Annotated in this window: 21 protein-coding genes and 1 other annotated feature; of the genes, 10 read left to right on the forward strand and 11 right to left on the reverse strand. The window is 53.8% G+C overall.

Annotated elements, in window-relative coordinates; genetic code table 11:
• Window positions 1-22: 22 nt before the first annotated feature.
• The 4 genes from DBY68_RS15000 to dacD all read right to left on the reverse strand — a co-directional run bounded on the left by DBY68_RS15000 (window position 23) and on the right by dacD (window position 3429).
• Window positions 23-358: a DUF496 family protein gene (locus tag DBY68_RS15000; protein WP_015963878.1), complete on the reverse strand. Its 336-nt coding sequence runs from the start codon at window positions 356-358 to the stop codon at window positions 23-25.
• Between the two features lie 166 nt (window positions 359-524).
• On the reverse strand, window positions 525-1583 hold the full coding sequence (locus DBY68_RS15005) for an FUSC family protein (RefSeq protein ID WP_108475167.1): 1059 nt from the start codon (window positions 1581-1583) through the stop codon (window positions 525-527).
• A gap of 89 nt (window positions 1584-1672) precedes the next feature.
• Window positions 1673-2146, reverse strand: a complete 474-nt coding sequence (gene sbmC / locus DBY68_RS15010; RefSeq protein ID WP_108475166.1) for a DNA gyrase inhibitor SbmC — start codon at window positions 2144-2146, stop codon at window positions 1673-1675.
• A 116-nt stretch (window positions 2147-2262) separates the two neighbouring features.
• Window positions 2263-3429 carry a serine-type D-Ala-D-Ala carboxypeptidase DacD gene (dacD, locus tag DBY68_RS15015; protein WP_108475165.1) on the reverse strand — a complete coding sequence of 389 codons (1167 nt, stop codon included), beginning with the start codon at window positions 3427-3429 and terminating at the stop codon, window positions 2263-2265.
• Between the two features lie 190 nt (window positions 3430-3619).
• On the opposite strand from dacD, the gene sbcB reads away from it, so the two are divergent.
• Window positions 3620-5044, forward strand: a complete 1425-nt coding sequence (gene sbcB, locus DBY68_RS15020; protein ID WP_108475164.1) for an exodeoxyribonuclease I — start codon at window positions 3620-3622, stop codon at window positions 5042-5044.
• Between the two features lie 32 nt (window positions 5045-5076).
• Here the strand turns inward: sbcB and tsuB are convergent, their stop codons facing one another.
• The 5 genes from tsuB to DBY68_RS15050 form a co-directional block, all read right to left on the reverse strand.
• Complete coding sequence (gene tsuB, locus DBY68_RS15025; RefSeq protein ID WP_108475163.1) at window positions 5077-5304, reverse strand: thiosulfate utilization sulfurtransferase TsuB/YeeD; 228 nt, start codon at window positions 5302-5304, stop codon at window positions 5077-5079.
• A 13-nt stretch (window positions 5305-5317) separates the two neighbouring features.
• Entirely contained in the window at window positions 5318-6373 is a 1056-nt protein-coding gene (gene tsuA / locus DBY68_RS15030; protein ID WP_108475162.1) for a thiosulfate utilization transporter TsuA/YeeE, read from the reverse strand.
• 186 nt (window positions 6374-6559) lie between these two features.
• On the reverse strand, window positions 6560-7918 hold the full coding sequence (gene plaP, locus DBY68_RS15035; RefSeq protein ID WP_108475161.1) for a putrescine/proton symporter PlaP: 1359 nt from the start codon (window positions 7916-7918) through the stop codon (window positions 6560-6562).
• A gap of 282 nt (window positions 7919-8200) precedes the next feature.
• The gene (locus DBY68_RS15045; RefSeq protein ID WP_108475160.1) at window positions 8201-9118 is read right to left on the reverse strand and encodes a LysR family transcriptional regulator; all 918 of its coding nucleotides are present in this window, start codon (window positions 9116-9118) and stop codon (window positions 8201-8203) included.
• Between the two features lie 37 nt (window positions 9119-9155).
• On the reverse strand, window positions 9156-9980 hold the full coding sequence (locus DBY68_RS15050; RefSeq protein ID WP_108475159.1) for an SDR family oxidoreductase: 825 nt from the start codon (window positions 9978-9980) through the stop codon (window positions 9156-9158).
• A gap of 181 nt (window positions 9981-10161) precedes the next feature.
• Here DBY68_RS15050 and hisL point away from each other — a divergent pair, with 181 nt between their 5' ends.
• The 9 genes from hisL (at window position 10162) to hisIE (ending at window position 17349) form a co-directional block, all read left to right on the forward strand.
• Window positions 10162-10209: a his operon leader peptide gene (gene hisL, locus DBY68_RS15055; protein WP_108475378.1), complete on the forward strand. Its 48-nt coding sequence runs from the start codon at window positions 10162-10164 to the stop codon at window positions 10207-10209.
• Window positions 10185-10306: a sequence feature (His leader region), on the forward strand. Its footprint overlaps the gene before it by 25 nt.
• 33 nt (window positions 10307-10339) lie before the next feature.
• On the forward strand, window positions 10340-11239 hold the full coding sequence (gene hisG, locus DBY68_RS15060) for an ATP phosphoribosyltransferase (RefSeq protein ID WP_108475158.1): 900 nt from the start codon (window positions 10340-10342) through the stop codon (window positions 11237-11239).
• A 5-nt stretch (window positions 11240-11244) separates the two neighbouring features.
• Window positions 11245-12549: a histidinol dehydrogenase gene (gene hisD / locus DBY68_RS15065; RefSeq protein WP_108475157.1), complete on the forward strand. Its 1305-nt coding sequence runs from the start codon at window positions 11245-11247 to the stop codon at window positions 12547-12549.
• A complete protein-coding gene (gene hisC, locus DBY68_RS15070; protein ID WP_108475156.1) occupies window positions 12546-13607 on the forward strand; it encodes a histidinol-phosphate transaminase in 1062 nt (353 codons plus the stop codon). The genes hisD and hisC overlap by 4 nt, the downstream gene beginning before the upstream one ends.
• Window positions 13604-14671 carry a bifunctional histidinol-phosphatase/imidazoleglycerol-phosphate dehydratase HisB gene (gene hisB, locus DBY68_RS15075; protein WP_108475155.1) on the forward strand — a complete coding sequence of 356 codons (1068 nt, stop codon included), beginning with the start codon at window positions 13604-13606 and terminating at the stop codon, window positions 14669-14671. Before hisC ends, hisB begins: the two co-directional genes overlap by 4 nt.
• Window positions 14671-15261, forward strand: a complete 591-nt coding sequence (hisH, locus tag DBY68_RS15080) for an imidazole glycerol phosphate synthase subunit HisH (protein ID WP_108475154.1) — start codon at window positions 14671-14673, stop codon at window positions 15259-15261. The genes hisB and hisH overlap by 1 nt, the downstream gene beginning before the upstream one ends.
• Window positions 15261-15998: a 1-(5-phosphoribosyl)-5-[(5-phosphoribosylamino)methylideneamino]imidazole-4-carboxamide isomerase gene (gene hisA, locus DBY68_RS15085; protein ID WP_108475153.1), complete on the forward strand. Its 738-nt coding sequence runs from the start codon at window positions 15261-15263 to the stop codon at window positions 15996-15998. Before hisH ends, hisA begins: the two co-directional genes overlap by 1 nt.
• A complete protein-coding gene (hisF, locus tag DBY68_RS15090) occupies window positions 15980-16756 on the forward strand; it encodes an imidazole glycerol phosphate synthase subunit HisF (RefSeq protein ID WP_021579317.1) in 777 nt (258 codons plus the stop codon). Before hisA ends, hisF begins: the two co-directional genes overlap by 19 nt.
• Window positions 16750-17349, forward strand: a complete 600-nt coding sequence (gene hisIE, locus DBY68_RS15095; RefSeq protein ID WP_108475152.1) for a bifunctional phosphoribosyl-AMP cyclohydrolase/phosphoribosyl-ATP diphosphatase HisIE — start codon at window positions 16750-16752, stop codon at window positions 17347-17349. The genes hisF and hisIE overlap by 7 nt, the downstream gene beginning before the upstream one ends.
• Window positions 17350-17408: 59 nt before the next feature.
• On the opposite strand, the gene wzzB is transcribed toward hisIE, so the two are convergent.
• The gene (wzzB, locus tag DBY68_RS15100; RefSeq protein ID WP_108475151.1) at window positions 17409-18386 is read right to left on the reverse strand and encodes an LPS O-antigen chain length determinant protein WzzB; all 978 of its coding nucleotides are present in this window, start codon (window positions 18384-18386) and stop codon (window positions 17409-17411) included.
• A gap of 167 nt (window positions 18387-18553) precedes the next feature.
• Entirely contained in the window at window positions 18554-19708 is a 1155-nt protein-coding gene (gene ugd / locus DBY68_RS15105) for a UDP-glucose 6-dehydrogenase (RefSeq protein WP_233503894.1), read from the reverse strand.
• Between the last annotated feature and the right edge of the window lie 2 nt (window positions 19709-19710).

Genomic DNA, 19710 nt, shown 5'->3' on the forward strand with positions numbered 1-19710 from the left:
CCGGAGGCCGCCTGATGACAAATTACTCAGCTTTTGGCTCAGCAACCTTCTGTTCGCCCATCGCTTTCAGCTTTTTAGAGATGTCGCGGCGTTCTTTAGAAATTTCGGCATTTTTGATGATGTAATCATCAACGCGATCTTCGTAATCACTCTTCATGCTGGCGATGATGCCCTGAATCGCTTCAACGCTCATGCCCGGTTTGATGTAGTCGCTAAGGTTGTCCAGCAGCAGGACACGCTTCTGGTTGTCACGGATCTTTTTCTCAACGTCCTGAATTTCACGCTGCAGTTTGTTTTTACGGCGGAACAGACGAACAAACTCCAGTACATCCTGAAATGAAGGCTTAGTTGTTTCCATTTTTACACCCCTGATATTTGAGACTCGGATTCGTAAATGCTACAGCGATAGAATTAACAATACGTATAGCTGAAGCTAATGACAATGGTTTTTACCTGTCCCTCATCATAACCCTAAACGCTGCTGAATCGAAACAACCCAGGGTCAAAGGTGTTGCATTCGTCGCTTATTTACGCAGCGCGCGGCAGATAAGCAGGGATAATAGCTCAAGCTGACGCGCCAGCTCCATGCTTAGCCAAACGTAGCCATGAATGGGCGTTTCCACCAAATGAGTGCTTTTATGCTCCGTCAGCAACTGGCGTAGTTCATCGACGATCTCGTTGAGTTTTTCGGTGTTCGCTTTTACCGGCTGAGGATTACCCTCATACAGGGCATGCGCGATGGTTAACAGCGTTTGCTGGGTCATCTGCTGCGTTTCGCGCAGCGTATGGGCGTTGAGCATTAAAAAATGGCTTTCGCGAGACGCCCAGTGCGCGTTGATTTGCAGCTCAAGCATACACACCAGGTTACGGCTCACGGTCTGGATGCCTTCGAATACCGATTTCTGGATATGCGTTTCTTTGCTGGCGGGCGTAATCAGCCCACGGATTTTCACCACATCGTTAAGCACCGTTTGCAGGTGTTTTTCCAGATGCGGCCGCTCCACCAGATTGGGTGAAAAGCCGGCCTGATAGAGGCGATTAAATTGGGTCACAAAGGTCGCCATCTGGATGCGCCAGTGGATAAACGCCCGCTGCGGCCAAACGCCGGTGAAAAGCATCGCCAGCAGCGAACCGAAAATAACGTCGCCGCTTCGCCACAGCGCAGTGTGCAGGTCGCCCGGGGGGGCACCCACCACCACACCCAGGGTAATGCCAATCAGCAGCGCCTGATAGGGACGTTTACCGAGCGTCAGCCAGCCACACAGGAACATTGCCCCGGCACACCACATCAGCATCAGCGGTAAAGAAATGAGTTCAAGTTTAAGCGCAATCAGGCCCAGCGCCGAGCCGAGGATAGTGCCGCCAATACGCTGGAAGGCGCGCGGCACCACGTTTCCCCAGAACGAGATGGGCCCCATGATAACCACAAGAGTAATCAGCGGCCACGATCCTTCCGGAATGTCGAAGATACGTACAATCAGAAAGGCCAGCACAAATGCCAGGGCTATACGGATGCCGTGCACTGCGCGGTAATTGCGGTATAGCCGAATTTCAAAAGGACTGAGTGATTTATCAGGACGCACACCGGTTCTCCGGCAGAACAAAAGAGCGCAATTGTACCTGCTTTTGCCCGGCTCGCATCATGAGGCGCAAAAAATCTTTCACTCGTTTTTCAGACCGCTTTACGCGCCACCGCGACGTACATCTGAATGTCCCAGTAGCCGTCCTTATTGCCATCATTGAGATAGAGTTCGAAACAGGGTTTGCCATCAATGTGATACGCGTTGTCTTTGAGCAATTCATCAAAGAATTGTAGCCACGGCGTGGCAAAGTCATGCTCAAGAACCCGGGCGCTGGCAACCGCATACTCGCCGCCCTCAAGATGGGTGAGGATGACGCCCTCACTGTTGGGGGGCAATGTGAAATCATCAGCCACCGTCACAACGGTACTGCAGCGCAACTTTTCAGGCGGCACTTCATCGGGATTATCAAAATAGACCGCCACCCACTCCTTCGCCGGAATCGACTGGCCGTCTACCCACATCATCAGTTGCTCAAAACCTTGCTTAACGGTCTCTTCCCACGGCCCCACCATATGGAAACCGGCAACGGTACGGGCATGGATGTGTTCGATAGTGTAATGCATAGTTCCCCCTGATCTGGATTTTACTGTATATAGATACAGTAAAAATATAGCAGTGCTATACCGGATAGTATGTGCACTGCTTCACATTGTCGCCAGGGAATAACGGCATATCAGCGTTACGCTTTGTGATGGAAATAGTCGCTCAGGCGCGAGAACATCCCGCCCTTATTGACGCTTTCCAGGGTGACCAGCGGCCAGTGGGCAACAATCTTATCGCGATCGTAAAGCTGAATTTCCCCTACCCGCTGATGCGCGGCGATAGGCGCTTCCAGCTCTTTGCCGTCCAGTACGTATTTCGCTTTAATGTTGGGGATCTCTTTTTTCGGCAATGCCAACCAGAAATCCTGATCGGTACCAAGATCAATCGTCTCTTTATCGCCGTACCAGATGCGTTCGGTACCCACTTTTTTGCCGTTTTGCAGCACCTGTACGGTGTCGAAATTCTGCTGTCCCCAGTGCAGCAACGTGCGCGCCTGATCTTCACGCCCCTTCGGGCTATCTGCGCCCATCACCACCGCAATCAGGCGACGTTTGCCGTCAACCGCAGAGGCGATCAGGTTAAAGCCCGCCCCGGATGTATGCCCGGTTTTCAGGCCATCAACGTTCAGGGTTTTATCCCACAACAGACCGTTACGGTTCTGCTGCGTGATGCCGTTCCACGTCAGGCTTTTTTCGCTGTACATATGATAAAACTCAGGCTCACCATGAATGATCGCGCGCGATAACACGGCGAGATCGTAAGCGGAACTGTGCTGCCCCGGCGCGTCCAGCCCGTGAACCGTTTCAAAATGGGTATCGCGAAGCTTCAGCGTTTCGACATAGTGATTCATCATGGCGACGAACTGTGGCTGGCCCCCGGCGATGTAATCCGCCAGCGCGACGCAGGCGTCGTTGCCGGAATCGACAATCAGACCACGGCTCAGATCGTGCACGCTGACGCGATCGCCCTCTTTCAGGAACATCAGCGAAGAGCCATTAAACACCGGATTGCCTTTCGCCCAGGCATCGCGACCCACGGTGACGATGTCATCCGGCGTAATACGGTGGCTGTCGATGGCGCGATCGACGACATAACCGGTCATCAGTTTGGTGAGACTCGCCGGATTGCGCTGCTGGTGCTCATTTCCGGCGGTTAAAATTTGCCCGGTGGTATAATCCATTAATACCCAGGAACCGGCTTTAATGGCCGGCGGCGTGACGGGAGGAACCGCGCTGTCAGTAGCAAAGGCGCAAGAAATACTCGAAGCGAGCAAAGATACAGCAATAAACAAACGGGCTTTCAACAGCAAATCCTCAGCAATTTCAAAATCGTCGTCCTTTTTACGGAATCTCTCACTTTCATACAGCCATTAATTGCAAGAAAATATGACATAACCTGAATCGCCCCCGAAAAACCGCCCTTCTGATGGCTCTGTAAATCGTTTACCATGGTGTTAATTCGCCCGCTCGCTTATCAGGGATTACGTTTTGACCATGCAAGAACCTGCCAACACCCCCGGATTCCTCTTCCACGATTACGAAACCTTCGGCACCAGCCCGTCGCTGGATCGCCCGGCGCAGTTTGCCGCCATTCGTACCGATAACGATTTTAATATCGTTGGGGAGCCCGAGGTCTTTTACTGTAAACCCGCAGACGACTATCTGCCGCAGCCGGAAGCAGTGCTCATTACCGGTATCACCCCACAGGAAGCACGCGCAAAGGGCGATAACGAGGCCGCGTTCGCTCGCCGCATTCACGATCTGTTCACCGTGCCCAATACCTGCGTGGTGGGCTATAACAATGTCCGTTTCGATGATGAAGTCACGCGCAATATCTTTTACCGCAACTTCTACGATCCTTACGCCTGGAGCTGGCAAAATCATAACTCGCGCTGGGATCTGCTGGATGTGATGCGCGCCTGCTACGCCCTGCGCCCGGAGGGGATCAACTGGCCAGAAAATGAGGACGGCCTGCCGAGCTTTCGCCTGGAGCATTTGACCAAAGCCAACGGTATTGAACACAGTAACGCCCACGACGCGATGGCAGACGTTTATGCCACCATCGCCATGGCGAAACGGGTGAAAACCCAGCAGCCAAAGCTGTTTGACTATTTATATGCCTATCGCAGCAAGCAAAAGCTGACCACGCTGATTGATGTACCGCAGATGAAACCGCTGGTGCATGTGTCCGGGATGTTTGGCGCCTGGCGCGGCAACACCAGTTGGATCGCCCCGCTGGCGTGGCATCCGGATAACCGCAATGCGGTGATCATGGTGGATCTGGCTGGCGACATCTCCGGGCTGCTGGATCTGGACGCCGATACCCTGCGCGAACGCCTTTACACGCCGAAAGCCGCATTGGGTGAGACTTCCCCGGTTCCGGTGAAGCTGGTGCATCTGAATAAATGCCCGGTGCTGGCCGTCGCGAATACCCTGCGCCCGGAAGATGCTGAACGCCTCGGCATTAATCGCCAGCACTGTCTGGATAACCTTAAAGTGCTGCGCGAAAACCCGCAGGTGCGGGAGAAAGTGGTGGCAATCTTCGCCGAAGCCGAACCGTTTGTGCCCTCAACAAATGTCGATGCGCAGCTCTATAACGGCTTCTTCAGCGATGCTGACCGCGCCGCGATGAGAATTGTACTGGAAACCGAGCCGCGTAATCTTCCCGCGCTGGATCTTACCTTTGCCGATGCGCGCATTGAAAAACTGTTGTTTAACTACAGGGCGCGTAACTTCCCGGGCACGCTGGATGAACAGGAGCAGATGCGCTGGTTAGAGCATCGCCGCGATGTCTTTACGCCGGAATTTTTGCAGGCCTATATGCAGCAACTGGAAGCGCTGTACGCGCAATATGAAGGGAACAGTGAGAAGCTGAAGCTGCTGAAAGCGCTTTATCAGTATGCGCAGGAGATTGTTTAACGAAGCGCCCCGCACTTGCGGGGCGCACGCTATCAGGCTTTCTGAACCGTGATGCTCCAGGCGGCGTCGCCTGCCTGCTGGAAATCAGTCACGATGTGCCCCTCTTCCGCTGCCCACTGAGGAATCGCTTCCGTTGCCTGGGTGCAGTCGAATTCAATCACCAGTTGGTCGCCGCTGGCCATTTCAGCCATTGCGGCTTTCGCTTCAATCAGTGGGAACGGGCACACCTGAGTGACCACATCGAGTTTTTTTACCGTCATCTTTTTACTCCTGTTATGCCGTAGCGGTTTTCAACTTCGCTTTACGCTGCGGACGCACATACAACATCCATGACGCGGTCCACACGCCAAGGATCATAAATACCAGGCCAATCCAACCCTGCCAGGTCATCATTGCGGTCATCACCAGGCCGTTACCGATTGAGCAACCGCCTGCAATGCTGGCACCAAAGCCCATCAATACGCCGCCCGAGGCACTGCGCAGCGTGGTGCTGGCATCGGCGGCACGCACGCGGAACTCACGGCTACCTTTGGCCGCGATAAAAGAACCCAGGAAAATACCCAGCACCAGGAAGACGCCCCAGTTAACATATTTGCTTTCGCCAGAAACGAGGAATTGCAAAATGTTGGCAGTCGGCGAGGTGATGCCTAAGCCGAACATACGTCCGGTGGCTTCGCTCAGTGGCCACGCCAGCAGCGCGATAAGGCCAATCAACACGGCGGTGACAAACGGATGCCAGCGTTTTTCAAACAACAGATGCGCCAGGCCCGTACGGCGAGGCGGCAGTGAGGCGACTTTCAGCTTCGGCTTACGCAACTCTTTACTGACCAGCCAGAGAGTGGCAATCAGCAGCACGGCAATCAGCGGCCATACGGAGATATTAAGGGTTTCCGCAATGCCGTTATGCGCAGTGGTGTGCTGCCCCAGAAATGCGTTCAGCCCGGCAGCGTGCGGCGAGCGCATCACCGCGCTCATCACCATGTAGGTGACCAGCGCAATCCAGCTACCGATAAGCCCTTCCCCGGCGCGGTACCAGGTACCGGTTGCACAGCCACCCGCATAGACGATACCGATACCAAAGACAAAACCGCCCACCACGGTACCAAGCCACGGGAACGCGCCCGCGTCATAGTGTACCAGCCCGGTTTGAATCAGCGCGAAAACGCCAAGGCTCTGTACCGAGATGGCAATCAGTAAGGCATAAAACATGCGATTGTTTTTCGCGATATACATATCGCGGAAACCGCCGGTCAGGCAGAAGCGACCACGCTGCATGACAAACCCCAGCAACGCGCCACAAATTATTCCGCTCACGATCATCTGCAACATAAAAATTAATCAACCTGGAAAATATCAGTGCGTAAATTATTCCAGTCACACCTGCCAGGAACCAATAACCAAAACCTCTATGATATTCCGTTTGGTTATTTATCGATTATTTTTAGAAACCGCGTGAAATTAGGGCATAAAAAAACCGGAGGCATTTAGCCTCCGGTTTTCAGCGAATCTTAAAGATTACGCAACGTCTTCGTACTGCGGAACCGGGTTGCGGAAGCTTTTGGTCACGCACGCCAGGTAGATCAGGCCGATAGCCGCCCAAATCAGCCCCAGAACCATTGAGCTCTCTTCCAGGTTAACCCACAGAGCGCCAACGGTCAGCGCGCCACAGATTGGCAGGAACAGATACTGGAAGTGGTCTTTCAGCGTTTTGTTACGCTTCTCGCGGATCCAGAACTGCGAAATCACGGACAGGTTCACGAAGGTGAACGCCACCAGCGCACCAAAGTTAATCAGTGCCGTTGCCATGACCAGGTCAAAGTTGATTGCCAGCAGAGCAATCGCGCCCACCAGGATGATGTTCATCGCCGGCGTACGCCATTTCGGGTGGACATAACCGAAGAAGCTTTTCGGGAACACGCCGTCACGACCCATGACGTACATCAGTCGCGCAACACCTGCGTGTGCCGCCATACCGGATGCCAGTACGGTGATGGTGGAGAAGATCAGCGCGCCAACCTGGAACGCTTTACCTGCGACGTACAGCATGATTTCAGGCTGTGACGCATCCGGATCTTTAAAGCGAGAGATATCCGGGAAGTAAAGCTGCAGGAAATAGGTGGAGAAGATAAAGATCAGGCCACCGATTAATGCAGTCAGGAAAATCGCACGCGGAATCACACGCTCAGCGTCTTTCGTCTCTTCAGAAAGGTTGCTGATGCCGTCAAAACCGGTAAACGAGAAGCACAGAATTGTCGCCCCGGTAATCATCGGGATAACGTGCGCATCACCAGACCAGAACGGACGCGTGCTGCTAAGCGTACCCGCCCCTTCACCGTGGAACAGACCATAAATGATCATGCCCAGAATCACCGCAATCAGCACCACCTGGAACACCACGATCACGGTGTTGAAGTTGGCGACCGATTTAATGCTGCGCAGGTTAAAGGCGGTCATGAAGGCCACCAGTGCAATCACGAATACCCACGATGGGATAGACGGCACCAGTGCTTCAAAATAGATTTTCGCCAGCAGAATGTTGATCATCGGCGCGAACAGATAGTCGAGCAGCGACGACCAGCCCACCATAAAGCCTACGGTCGGGCTGATGGATTTCTGGGCGTAAGTATAGGCAGAACCCGCAGACGGGTAGCGACGTACCAGCTTGCCATAGCTCAGCGCGGTGAACAGAATCGCCACCAGTGCAAAGCCGTAGGCAGTCGGCACATGACCGTCTGTCAGACCAGATACGATACCGAACGTATCAAACAGCGTCATTGGCTGCATATAGGCAAGGCCCATCATGACAACCGGAATCAGCGTAAGGGTTTTACGTAATTCCACGCGAGAGGTGTTTGGAGTAGCGTTATGCGACATGGTTATTCTCCTTACGGGTGAAAACCGTCGCAAAAACAAAAAATTGCCCCATTTTTTTGATTTCCTCAGCGACAACAACTGTCGTTTTTTAAGTAAGTATCTATCCGGTACGAAGCCCGGCCTCTTTTATTGAATGATTTGTTTGATGCAAAAAAATAACCGACGCGTATTAAAACGTCGGTTAGTCTCATATTTTGCAAGCGGCACATTCTGCATCAAATTGACATAAAAATACAAGAGAATGTGAAGCCGATCGGCCAACTTCGCTATCTAACCGATTGATTATTCAACAGCGGTCGAATTATAGACCGCAGCTATAGCACTATTTGCTAAAACAGCATCCCGCCACCATGCACTGGCGAGCCCGGCGGTCTGTTCATTCCAGCCAATCCAGACCGGTTCAAAGGGGATATGGGCGACGACGGATTTTTCAACCAGCGCCCCACTTTCAAGGAAGCGTTGAGCGAGATACCGGGGCACAAAACCACAACCTAACCCACTGATTTGTAACTCAAGTTTCGTTTTGAAATCGAAGACCGTGATCGCTTGCTGATCGTCAAAAAGTTGCTGAAATGTGGCGCATTCTGGCGAGGTGTTATCACCCACTACTATCGCGCGAAAACGCTTGATCGTGCGTCGTGATAAAGGCTCTGGCATTTGCGCCAGCGGGTGATGCGCCGCCACCACAAAAATCTGTTCCAGTTGGCCAAGCGGCAGGAAACCAAAGCCACTTAGCGGCGGCGGTTCGCGTAATGCGCCGACGATAATATCCGCATGCCCCTGAATTAATGCCTGCCATGAACCGCCCAGTACGCCATTAATAAATTTCAGCCGGGTAACACTGTGATGTTGATAAAAGGTTTCTATTAATGGCGCCAGCAGTGAAAAGGGAAAAGTATCATCCACGCCAATCACCAGTTCATTTTCCCAACCTTCGTGCAGTTTAATTGCCTGCTGCTCAAGCTCGCGCACCGTGTGCAGCACTTCCCTGCCTTTTTCCAGCAGCATCTGCCCGGTGCGGGTGAATGTCGCCCGGTGGCCGCTGCGGTCGAGAAGTTGAATATTAAGGTCGCTTTCAAGCTTATGAACGGTGTAACTGAGGGCTGACGGCGTTTTGTAAAGCTTTGCCGACGCCGCGGCAAAGCTCCCTTCTTTATCTAATGCATCAAGAATAATCAGCACATCGAGCAAAGGCTTCATGGTTGTCCCCTTGCATCAGGCTGAACGCCGAGGCGGGTTATTCCATCGGCATTAACAGCGGATCAGGATGCTGGTATTCGAAACCCAGCTCATGGCAAATACGGTTGCCATCAATAAGTTTGCCGGTACCGCTGCCCGCATGCTGCGAAAACACCGGCGTCTCCAGACCCAGTTCGCGCGCCATTTGCGGATAAAAAATTTCGCGGGCCGGATGGAGGGGCGCACATATATTATAGATATGTCCGCCTTTCGGAGCCTGCAATAACAGCGTAATCGCTGAAATCACATCTTCCAGATGCACCAGATTCACGCCATGCTGGCCGTCCGGCGCGGATTTTCCGGCAAAGAAACGGCCAGGATGACGCCCCGGCCCCACCAGCCCCGCAAGGCGCAGAATATCAACGGACGTCCCTGGCAGATGATGCAGCCAGTCCTCCAGCTCTTTGAGAACTTTCCCGCTCGACGTAACGGGGTCGCGCGGCGTGCTCTCTTTAATCGTCCCCTGCGTGTTGCCGTACACAGACGTTGAGCTGGTAAAAATAATGCGCGGAATATGATGCGCAAGCGCGGTATCGACTATTTCTTGTACCGCCTGGCGATAAAAATCTTCACCCTCACCGCTGCGACGCGCCGGCAGAGTAATCACCAGCGCGTCAACATTCATCAGCGCGTCTAAATCTTCGGCGTCACAAACCAGTTGTGGTTCAAGGCGTAACGGGTAGCTGTCAATCCCGCACATCCGCGCCGCTTCCACCCCATCCTGCGTCCTTTTGCTGCCGGTAACCTGCCACCCACGCGCCGTCAGCGCCAGCGCCAGCGGCATGCCCAACCAACCTAATCCGACAATCGCGACCTTTTTCATGCCTGCTCTCCTGGTTTCTGGCTATCCTTCTTCTATAAGGCTACGCCAGCCTGCGGGAACTGACAATTTATAGTGTGAATATGAAATGATTTAAAGATTGAAAAAACCCCTTGCCTTCAACGGTGAAAGTGGGCTAGGTTAAAAGACATCAAGTGAATACTCATTCAACGAGAAATAAGTTATGTGCGTTCAATTTAAACACCACCATCATCACCATCATCCTGACTAGTCTTTCAGGCGATGTGTGCTGGGAGACGTTTAGATCTTCCAGTGGTGCATGAACGCAAGAGAGCCCCCGGAAGATTTTCTTCCGGGGGCTTTTTTTTGAACTAAATTCAGCAGGGTAAGAGGAAATCAGAATGTTAGACAACAGCCGTTTACGCATAGCTATGCAGAAATCAGGTCGCCTGAGCGATGATTCACGCGAATTACTCGCCCGTTGTGGCATCAAAATCAATCTCCACACCCAGCGCCTGATTGCGATGGCGGAGAACATGCCTATCGATATTCTGCGCGTGCGAGACGACGACATTCCAGGCCTGATTATGGATGGCGTGGTTGACCTCGGCATCATCGGCGAAAACGTGCTGGAAGAGGAACTCCTGAGCCGTCGTGCGCAGGGTGAAGATCCGCGCTACTTCACACTGCGTCGCCTTGATTTCGGTGGTTGCCGCCTGTCACTGGCAACCCCCGTGGATGAAGCCTGGGATGGCCCGGCAGGTCTGGACGGCAAACGCATCGCCACCTCTTATCCGCACCTGCTCAAACGTTATCTCGACCAGAAAGGTATTGCATTTAAATCGTGCCTGCTGAACGGTTCCGTTGAAGTCGCCCCGCGTGCTGGCCTCGCCGATGCGATCTGTGACCTAGTTTCCACCGGCGCGACACTTGAAGCCAACGGCCTGCGTGAAGTGGAAGTGATTTACCGCTCCAAAGCCTGCCTTATTCAGCGCGACGGCGAGATGAGCGAAGCCAAACAACAGCTGATTGACCGTCTGCTGACCCGTATTCAGGGCGTGATTCAGGCGCGCGAATCGAAATACATCATGATGCACGCGCCAACCGAACGTCTGGACGAAGTCATCGCCCTGCTGCCGGGTGCTGAACGCCCAACCATTCTGCCGCTGGCTGGCGACCAACAGCGTGTGGCAATGCACATGGTAAGCAGCGAAACCCTGTTCTGGGAAACAATGGAAAAACTGAAAGCGCTGGGTGCCAGCTCGATTCTGGTGCTGCCGATTGAGAAGATGATGGAGTAACGACCATGAGCTTTAACACCCTGATCGACTGGAATGGTTGTAATAAGGAAGAGCAGCAGGCGCTGCTGATGCGCCCGGCAATTTCGGCTTCCGACAACATTACGCGCACCGTCGCGGAGATCCTGGATAACATTAAGCAAAACGGCGACCGTGCCCTGCGCGAATACAGCGCGAAGTTTGATAAAGCCGAAGTGACGGCGCTGAAAGTCACCGAAGAGGAAATCGCCCAGGCCAGCAGTCGCCTGAGCGATGAACTGAAAACCGCGATGAACGTCGCGGTGAAAAATATTGATACCTTCCACACCGCGCAAATTCTGCCGGGCGTGGATATCGAAACCCAGCCGGGCGTGCGCTGCCAGCAGGTTACGCGCCCTATCGCCTCGGTGGGACTCTATATTCCGGGTGGCTCCGCGCCGCTTTTCTCCACCGTCTTAATGCTGGCGACGCCGGCGCGCATTGCCGGTTGCCAGAAAGTGGTGATCTGCTCGCCACCACCGATTGCCGATGAAATTCTGTATGCCGCGCAACTGTGCGGCGTGAAAGAGGTGTTTAAAGTGGGGGGCGCACAGGCCATTGCTGCACTTGCACTCGGCACCGAATCAGTTCCTAAGGTGGATAAAATCTTTGGCCCGGGCAACGCATTCGTCACCGAAGCCAAACGCCAGGTGAGTCAACGCCTTGATGGTGCCGCCATCGACATGCCTGCTGGGCCGTCCGAAGTGCTGGTGATTGCCGACAGCGGCGCGACGCCAGATTTCATCGCCGCCGATCTTCTTTCACAGGCGGAACACGGCCCGGATTCGCAAGTGATCCTGCTAACGCCCGATGCCGACATCGCGCGTGGCGTGGCAGAAGCCGTTGAACGTCAGTTGGCCTCTCTCTCGCGTGCCGACACCGCGCGTCAGGCGCTTTCCGCCAGCCGTTTGATTATCGCTCGCGACATCGCCCAGTGCGTAGAGATTTCCAACGCTTATGGCCCGGAGCACCTGATCATTCAAACCCGCAACGCCCGTGATCTGGTGGATCAAATAACCAGCGCAGGCTCCGTTTTCCTCGGCGACTGGTCACCGGAATCCGCGGGCGATTACGCCTCCGGCACTAACCACGTGCTGCCGACGTATGGTTACACCGCAACCTGCTCCAGCCTGGGGCTGGCGGATTTCCAGAAACGCATGACCGTGCAGGAGCTCTCCCGCGACGGTTTCGCGTCTCTGGCCGCCACCATTGAAACGCTGGCCGCAGCCGAACTGCTGACCGCCCACAAAAATGCCGTCACCCTGCGCGTAAACGCCCTGAAGGAGCAAGCATGAGCATTGAAGAGTTAGCCCGCGAGAATGTGCGTAATCTGACGCCTTACCAGTCTGCTCGCCGTCTGGGCGGCAAAGGCGATGTCTGGCTTAATGCCAACGAATTCCCGACGCCGGTCGAATTTCAGTTGACCGCACAAACGCTTAATCGCTACCCGGAATGCCAGCCTAAAGCGGTGATTGAAAACTACGCCGCTTATGCAGGGGTGAAGCCGGAACAGGTGCTGGTCAGCCGTGGCGCAGATGAAGGTATTGAATTACTGGTGCGCGCGTTTTGTGAACCTGGGAAAGACGCGATTCTCTACTGCCCACCGACCTACGGCATGTACAGCGTGAGCGCGGAAACCATTGGTGTGGAGTGCCGCACCGTACCGACGCTGGAAAACTGGCAGCTCGACCTCCCGGCTATCGCCGATAAGCTCGACGGCGTGAAAGTGGTTTACATTTGCAGCCCGAATAACCCAACCGGGCAGCTGATTAACCCGCAGGATTTCCGCACGCTGCTGGAGATGACGCGCGGGAAAGCGCTGGTGGTTGCCGACGAAGCCTATATTGAGTTTTGCCCGCAGGCGACGCTGGCAGGCTGGCTGAACGAATACCCGAACCTGGTGGTTCTGCGCACGCTCTCAAAAGCCTTCGCCCTCGCCGGCCTTCGTTGTGGTTTTACCCTGGCGAATGAAGAGGTTATCGCCCTTCTGTTGAAGGTGATTGCCCCTTATCCGCTTTCTACACCGGTGGCGGATATTGCCGCGCAGGCACTGGCGCCGCAGGGCATCACCGCGATGCGCGAGCGCGTGGCGCAAATTCTGGCCGAGCGTCAATATCTGGTGGCGAACCTTGACGGTATCCCGTGCGTGGAGCAGGTCTTCAACTCTGAAACCAATTACATTCTCGTGCGTATTAAAGCTTCCAGCGCAGTGTTTAAATCTTTGTGGGATCAGGGCATTATCTTACGAGACCAGAATAAACAACCTTCTTTAAGCGGCTGTTTGCGTATCACCATCGGCACCCGCGAAGAGAGCCAGCGCGTTATTGACGCTTTGAATGCGGAGAATGTATGACCCAGAAGTTTCTCTTTATTGACCGCGACGGCACCCTGATTGCAGAGCCGCCGAGCGATTTCCAGGTTGACCGTTTCGACAAACTGGAATTTGAACCGGACGTTATTCCGACGCTGCTGACCCTACAAAAAGCAGGCTACAAGCTGGTGATGGTCACCAATCAGGACGGGCTGGGTACCGATAGCTATCCGCAGGCTGACTTCGACGGCCCGCATAATCTGATGATGCAGATTTTCACCTCACAGGGCGTTAACTTCGAAGACGTGCTGATTTGCCCACACTTCCCGGCCGATAACTGCGACTGCCGCAAACCGAAAACGAAGCTGGTCACCGCATGGCTCGCCGATGGCGTGATGGATAAAGCCAACAGCTACGTGATTGGCGATCGTGCCACCGATATCCAGTTAGCAGAAAACATGGATATCATCGGCCTGCGCTATAACCGTGAAACACTGAACTGGGCGACGATTGGCGAGCAGCTCACCCGCCGCGACCGCTACGCGCACGTTGAGCGTAAAACCAAAGAAACGCAGATTGACGTCAAAGTATGGCTTGACCGCGAAGGCGGCAGCAAAATCAATACCGGCGTCGGATTCTTCGACCATATGCTGGACCAAATCGCCACCCACGGCGGCTTCCGCATGGAAATTGCCGTGCAGGGCGACCTGTATATCGACGATCACCACACGGTGGAAGACACCGGTCTGGCGCTGGGCGAAGCATTAAAAATGGCGCTCGGCGACAAACGCGGCATCAACCGTTTTGGCTTTGTGCTGCCGATGGACGAATGCCTGGCACGCTGCGCGCTGGATATCTCCGGACGTCCACACCTCGAATATAAAGCCGAATACACCTACCAGCGCGTCGGCGACCTGAGCACTGAGATGATCGAGCACTTCTTCCGCTCACTCTCCTACACCATGGGCGTGACGCTGCACCTGAAAACCAAAGGTAAGAACGATCACCACCGTGTGGAGAGCCTGTTCAAAGTCTTTGGCCGTACGCTGCGCCAGGCGATCCGCGTGGAAGGCGATACCCTTCCCTCCTCAAAAGGAGTGCTGTGATGAACGTCGTTATCCTCGATACCGGCTGCGCCAACCTGAATTCCGTGAAGTCCGCTATCAGCCGCCACGGTTATGACCCCGTGGTAAGCCGCGACCCGGACGTGGTACTGCGCGCCGACAAACTGTTTCTGCCGGGCGTGGGCACCGCACAGGCCGCGATGGATCAGATTCGCGAGCGAGAACTGGTCGATCTGATTAAAGCCTGCACCCAACCGGTGCTGGGCATTTGCCTCGGTATGCAGATCCTCGGCAGCCGCAGCGCAGAGAGCAACGGCGTCGACCTGCTGGGGATTATCGACCAGGCGGTGCCGAAAATGTCCGACTTCGGCCTGCCGCTGCCGCACATGGGCTGGAACCGCGTCTACCCGAAAGCGGGTGACCGTCTGTTCCGGGGTATCGAAGATGGCGCGTACTTCTATTTCGTGCACAGCTACGCCATGCCGGTCAACCCGTACACCATCGCACAGTGCCACTACGGCGAACCGTTCACCGCGGCGGTGCAGAAAGATAACTTTTACGGCGTGCAGTTCCACCCGGAACGTTCCGGTGCAGCCGGGGCGCAACTGCTGAAAAACTTCCTGGAGATGTAATGATCATTCCAGCTTTAGATTTAATTAATGGCACGGTGGTGCGTTTGCATCAGGGCGATTACGCCCAACAGCGCGACTACGGTAATGACCCGCTGCCGCGTTTACAGGATTACGCCGCTCAGGGCGCACAAGTGCTGCATCTGGTCGATTTAACCGGCGCGAAAGACCCGGCACTGCGTCAGATCCCGTTGCTGAAACAACTGGTTGCAGGCGTGAACGTACCGGTGCAGGTTGGCGGCGGCGTGCGCACCGAAGAGGATGTGGCGGCGTTGTTGGACGCAGGCGTCGAACGCGTGGTCGTCGGCTCGACGGCGGTAAAATCCCCGGAAATCGTCAAAGGCTGGTTTACCCGCTTTGGCGCGGAACATCTGGTGCTGGCGCTGGATGTGCGCATCGACGAACAAGGTGCGAAGCAAGTCGCGGTGAGCGGCTGGCAGGAGAATTCCGGCGTCACGCTGGAAGAACTGGTTGAAACCTATCTGCCGGTTGGCCTGCAACATGTGCTGTGCACCGATATTTCGCGCGACGGTACGCTGGCGGGCTCTAACGTCTCGCTGTATGAAGAAATCTGCGCTCGCTACCCGCAGGTGGCGTTTCAGTCTTCCGGTGGCATCGGTTCGCTGGATGACATCGCCGCGCTGCGCGGCACCGGCGTGCGCGGCGTAATTGTCGGACGCGCGCTGCTGGAAGGTAAATTCACCGTAACGGAGGCCATCCAATGCTGGCAAAACGGATAATCCCCTGCCTGGACGTACGCGATGGTCAGGTCGTCAAGGGCGTGCAGTTCCGTAATCACGAAATCATCGGCGACATCGTCCCGCTGGCGAAACGCTATGCCGACGAAGGCGCAGATGAATTAGTGTTTTACGATATCACCGCCTCCAGCGATGGTCGCGTGGTCGATAAAAGTTGGGTTTCTCGCGTCGCGGAAGTGATTGATATTCCCTTCTGCGTCGCCGGTGGCATCAAATCCATCGACGATGCCGCGAAAATTCTCTCTTTCGGCGCAGATAAAATTTCCATCAACTCCCCGGCGCTGGCCGACCCGGAGCTGATCACTCGTCTGGCGGATCGTTTTGGCGTGCAGTGCATCGTAGTCGGGATCGACACCTGGTTTGATGCCGATAGCGGCAAATATCACGTTAATCAATACACCGGCGATGAAAGCCGCACCCGCGTCACCCAATGGGAAACCCTCGACTGGGTGCAGGAAGTGCAGAAACGCGGCGCGGGGGAAATCGTCCTCAACATGATGAATCAGGATGGCGTGCGTAATGGCTACGACCTGGCGCAACTGAAAAAAGTGCGTGACGTCTGCCACGTTCCGCTGATTGCCTCGGGCGGTGCGGGTACCATGGAACACTTCCTCGAAGCCTTCCGCGATGCGGATGTCGATGGCGCGCTGGCCGCCTCGGTATTCCACAAGCAAATTATTAATATTGGTGAATTAAAAGCGTACCTGGCCGCACAGGGCGTGGAGATACGGGTATGTTAACTGAACAACTGGATTGGGATAAAACCGACGGACTGATGCCCGCCATCGTACAACACGCGGTTTCCGGCGAAGTATTAATGCTGGGCTATATGAATAAAGAGGCGCTGGCGCAGACAGAATCGTCCGGCAAAGTGACGTTTTATTCGCGCACCAAAGAACGCCTGTGGACCAAAGGCGAAACGTCCGGCCATTTCCTGAACGTGGTGAGCATTACCCCCGACTGCGACAACGACACCCTGCTGGTGCTGGTCAACCCGATTGGGCCAACCTGCCACAAAGGCACTTCCAGCTGCTTCGGCGATACCAGCCACCAGTGGCTGTTCCTGTATCAACTGGAACAACTGCTGGCAGAGCGTAAAACCGCAGACCCGGAAAGCTCCTACACCGCGCGCCTGTATGCCAGCGGTACCAAACGTATCGCGCAGAAAGTGGGTGAAGAAGGTGTAGAAACCGCGCTGGCGGCAACGGTGAAAGACCGCTTTGAGCTGACCAATGAAGCGTCGGACTTGATGTATCACCTGCTGGTGCTGTTGCAGGATCAGGATCTGGATTTGACGACCGTGATTGAGAACCTGCGAAAACGTCATCAGTAAGTTTTCATCAGGCATAAAAAAACCGGGCAAGCCCGGTTTTTTATTATGTGGCGTAAGCATTATGCTTTCGGTTTGTAGTTACGCAGCGCGTTGCGCCCCAATACAACACCGGCACCAATCATCCCGCCCAGCAGCACCGCCAGCACCAGCGTCAGACCACGTTTCGGGCTGTCGCGACGGATTGGCAACGTCGGCTTCATCACGTAGCGATAGACGTGAATGGTTTTCGGGTCGACTTTCAGTTTTTCGATGTCGAGCAGATTTTTCTTCAGACCGTAATATGCGGCAGGGAAGGTTAAAGGGCGGCTAGCCTCATTAGCAATCATAGAGCTGAGTGCCTCAGTACCTAACAAAAACATCGTTTCCTGCGTTACATCTTGTGTCTGTTGGATTTGCGGCTTTGTAACGTTACTTTTCTGAGCATACTTTAAAGACTCAGAGATTTGCTTGATACGTAAATCTTTCTGCTCCTGAGACACAGCCTCCTGATTTGAAAGAGAATCTTTAATATTTGTTACTCTAACTTTAATAGTGTTGTTAAGATCCAGTTCCAGCTCTTCAGCGATTTGTTCATCTATTTTTTGAATATATTCGGCAACACCACGTTGTGCCGCTTCAGCAGAATCGCTTACGTAACTGATTGTCAGAGGGAGAGATTGCCCTTTTACGGACGGTTCAATGGTCAGGATCTCAGGTTCTTCCTGATTATCCAGAGATTCTGCCAATGCAATAAAAGCAGAATTAAAACGGTTAATAACCTGATTCTGAACATCAGGGAGGGTAACTGATGAATCAAGCGTGTTCAGGGCATTATGATAGTTAGCAATCTGCGCTGCATCCGGACGCGTGATAGTCGCGGTAGAAGTCCACTTCTCTTTCGCCAAAAAAACATAAGCTACAGCGAGAGCAACAGTAACAATGACACATACGATGATAGTCAACTTGCCACGCCAGAGTTGCATCAACAAATCGACAAGGTCGATCTGCTCCGACTCACCCTCATAACCATTGCGCCCAGTATTGTTATCTTGAATCATATAAACCTTAGTGACATCCAAACAGAAATACCCACGAGGGCACCAGTTTACCTGGAGCAATCCGAATTTCTATAGGATTTTCACCAAAAACAGAGAAACCTGAAAAGAATCAGAAAAAAGGCTGAACGCCCGTCTTGTCAGACATTCAGCTTGTGAAAAAATTTAGTTTAGTCGTTGCCAAAAAGATCGCGCGTGTAGATTTTTTCTGCTACGTCAGTTAACTCTTCAGCCATACGGTTAGAAACGATAACATCCGCTTCTTGCTTGAAAGCTTGTAGATCGCGAACGACCCGCGAACTGAAGAATTCATCCTCTTTCATCACCGGTTCGTACACAATCACCGTGATCCCCTTCGCTTTCAGCCGTTTCATGATGCCCTGCACGGAGGAGGCTCGGAAATTATCAGAGCCGCTTTTCATGATCAGGCGATAGATGCCGACAACTTTCGGCTTACGCGCCAGAATCGCATCGGCAATAAAGTCTTTGCGCGTGCGGTTAGCATCGACAATGGCGGAGATGATGTTGTTAGGCACTGACTGATAATTCGCCAGCAGCTGCTTGGTATCTTTAGGCAGGCAGTAGCCGCCATATCCAAAGGAGGGATTGTTGTAGTGATCGCCGATGCGAGGATCCAGGCAAACACCTTCGATGATTTGGCGGGAATTGAGTCCCAGCGTTTCCGCGTAGCTATCCAGCTCATTAAAGTAAGCAACACGCATTGCCAGATAGGTGTTGGCAAAGAGTTTAATCGCCTCTGCTTCTGTCGAATCGGTAAACAGCGTAGGAATGTCTTGCTTAATCGCGCCCTGCTGGAGCATACGAGCAAAACGCTCTGCGCGCTCTGAACGCTCTCCAATCACGATCCGCGAGGGGTGAAGGTTGTCGTACAACGCTTTGCCTTCACGCAAAAACTCTGGCGAGAAAATAATATTATCAGTGGCATATTTCTTCTTTACCGAATCCGTAAAACCTACCGGCACCGTTGATTTAATGATCATGACGGCTTGCGGATTAATCTCAATGACATCCTGAATAACCGACTCAACGCTGGAGGTATTGAAATAGTTAGTTTTAGGGTCGTAATCCGTTGGCGTCGCGATTATAACGTAGTCAGCATTCTGATAAGCCAGGTATTTATCAGTGGTTGCAGTGAAACGCAGTTCACCAGAGCCCAGATACTGCTGAATTTCTTTGTCGACAATGGGTGAGATGCGCTGGTTAAGCATCTCCACACGTGAGGGAATGATATCCAGCGCCACAACGTCGTGGTGTTGCGCAATGAGCAGGCCGTTTGAGAGGCCGACATAGCCTGTACCAGAGATGG

This window comes from Pseudocitrobacter sp. RIT415, assembly GCF_003057695.2.
GTDB lineage: Bacteria > Pseudomonadota > Gammaproteobacteria > Enterobacterales > Enterobacteriaceae > Pseudocitrobacter > Pseudocitrobacter faecalis.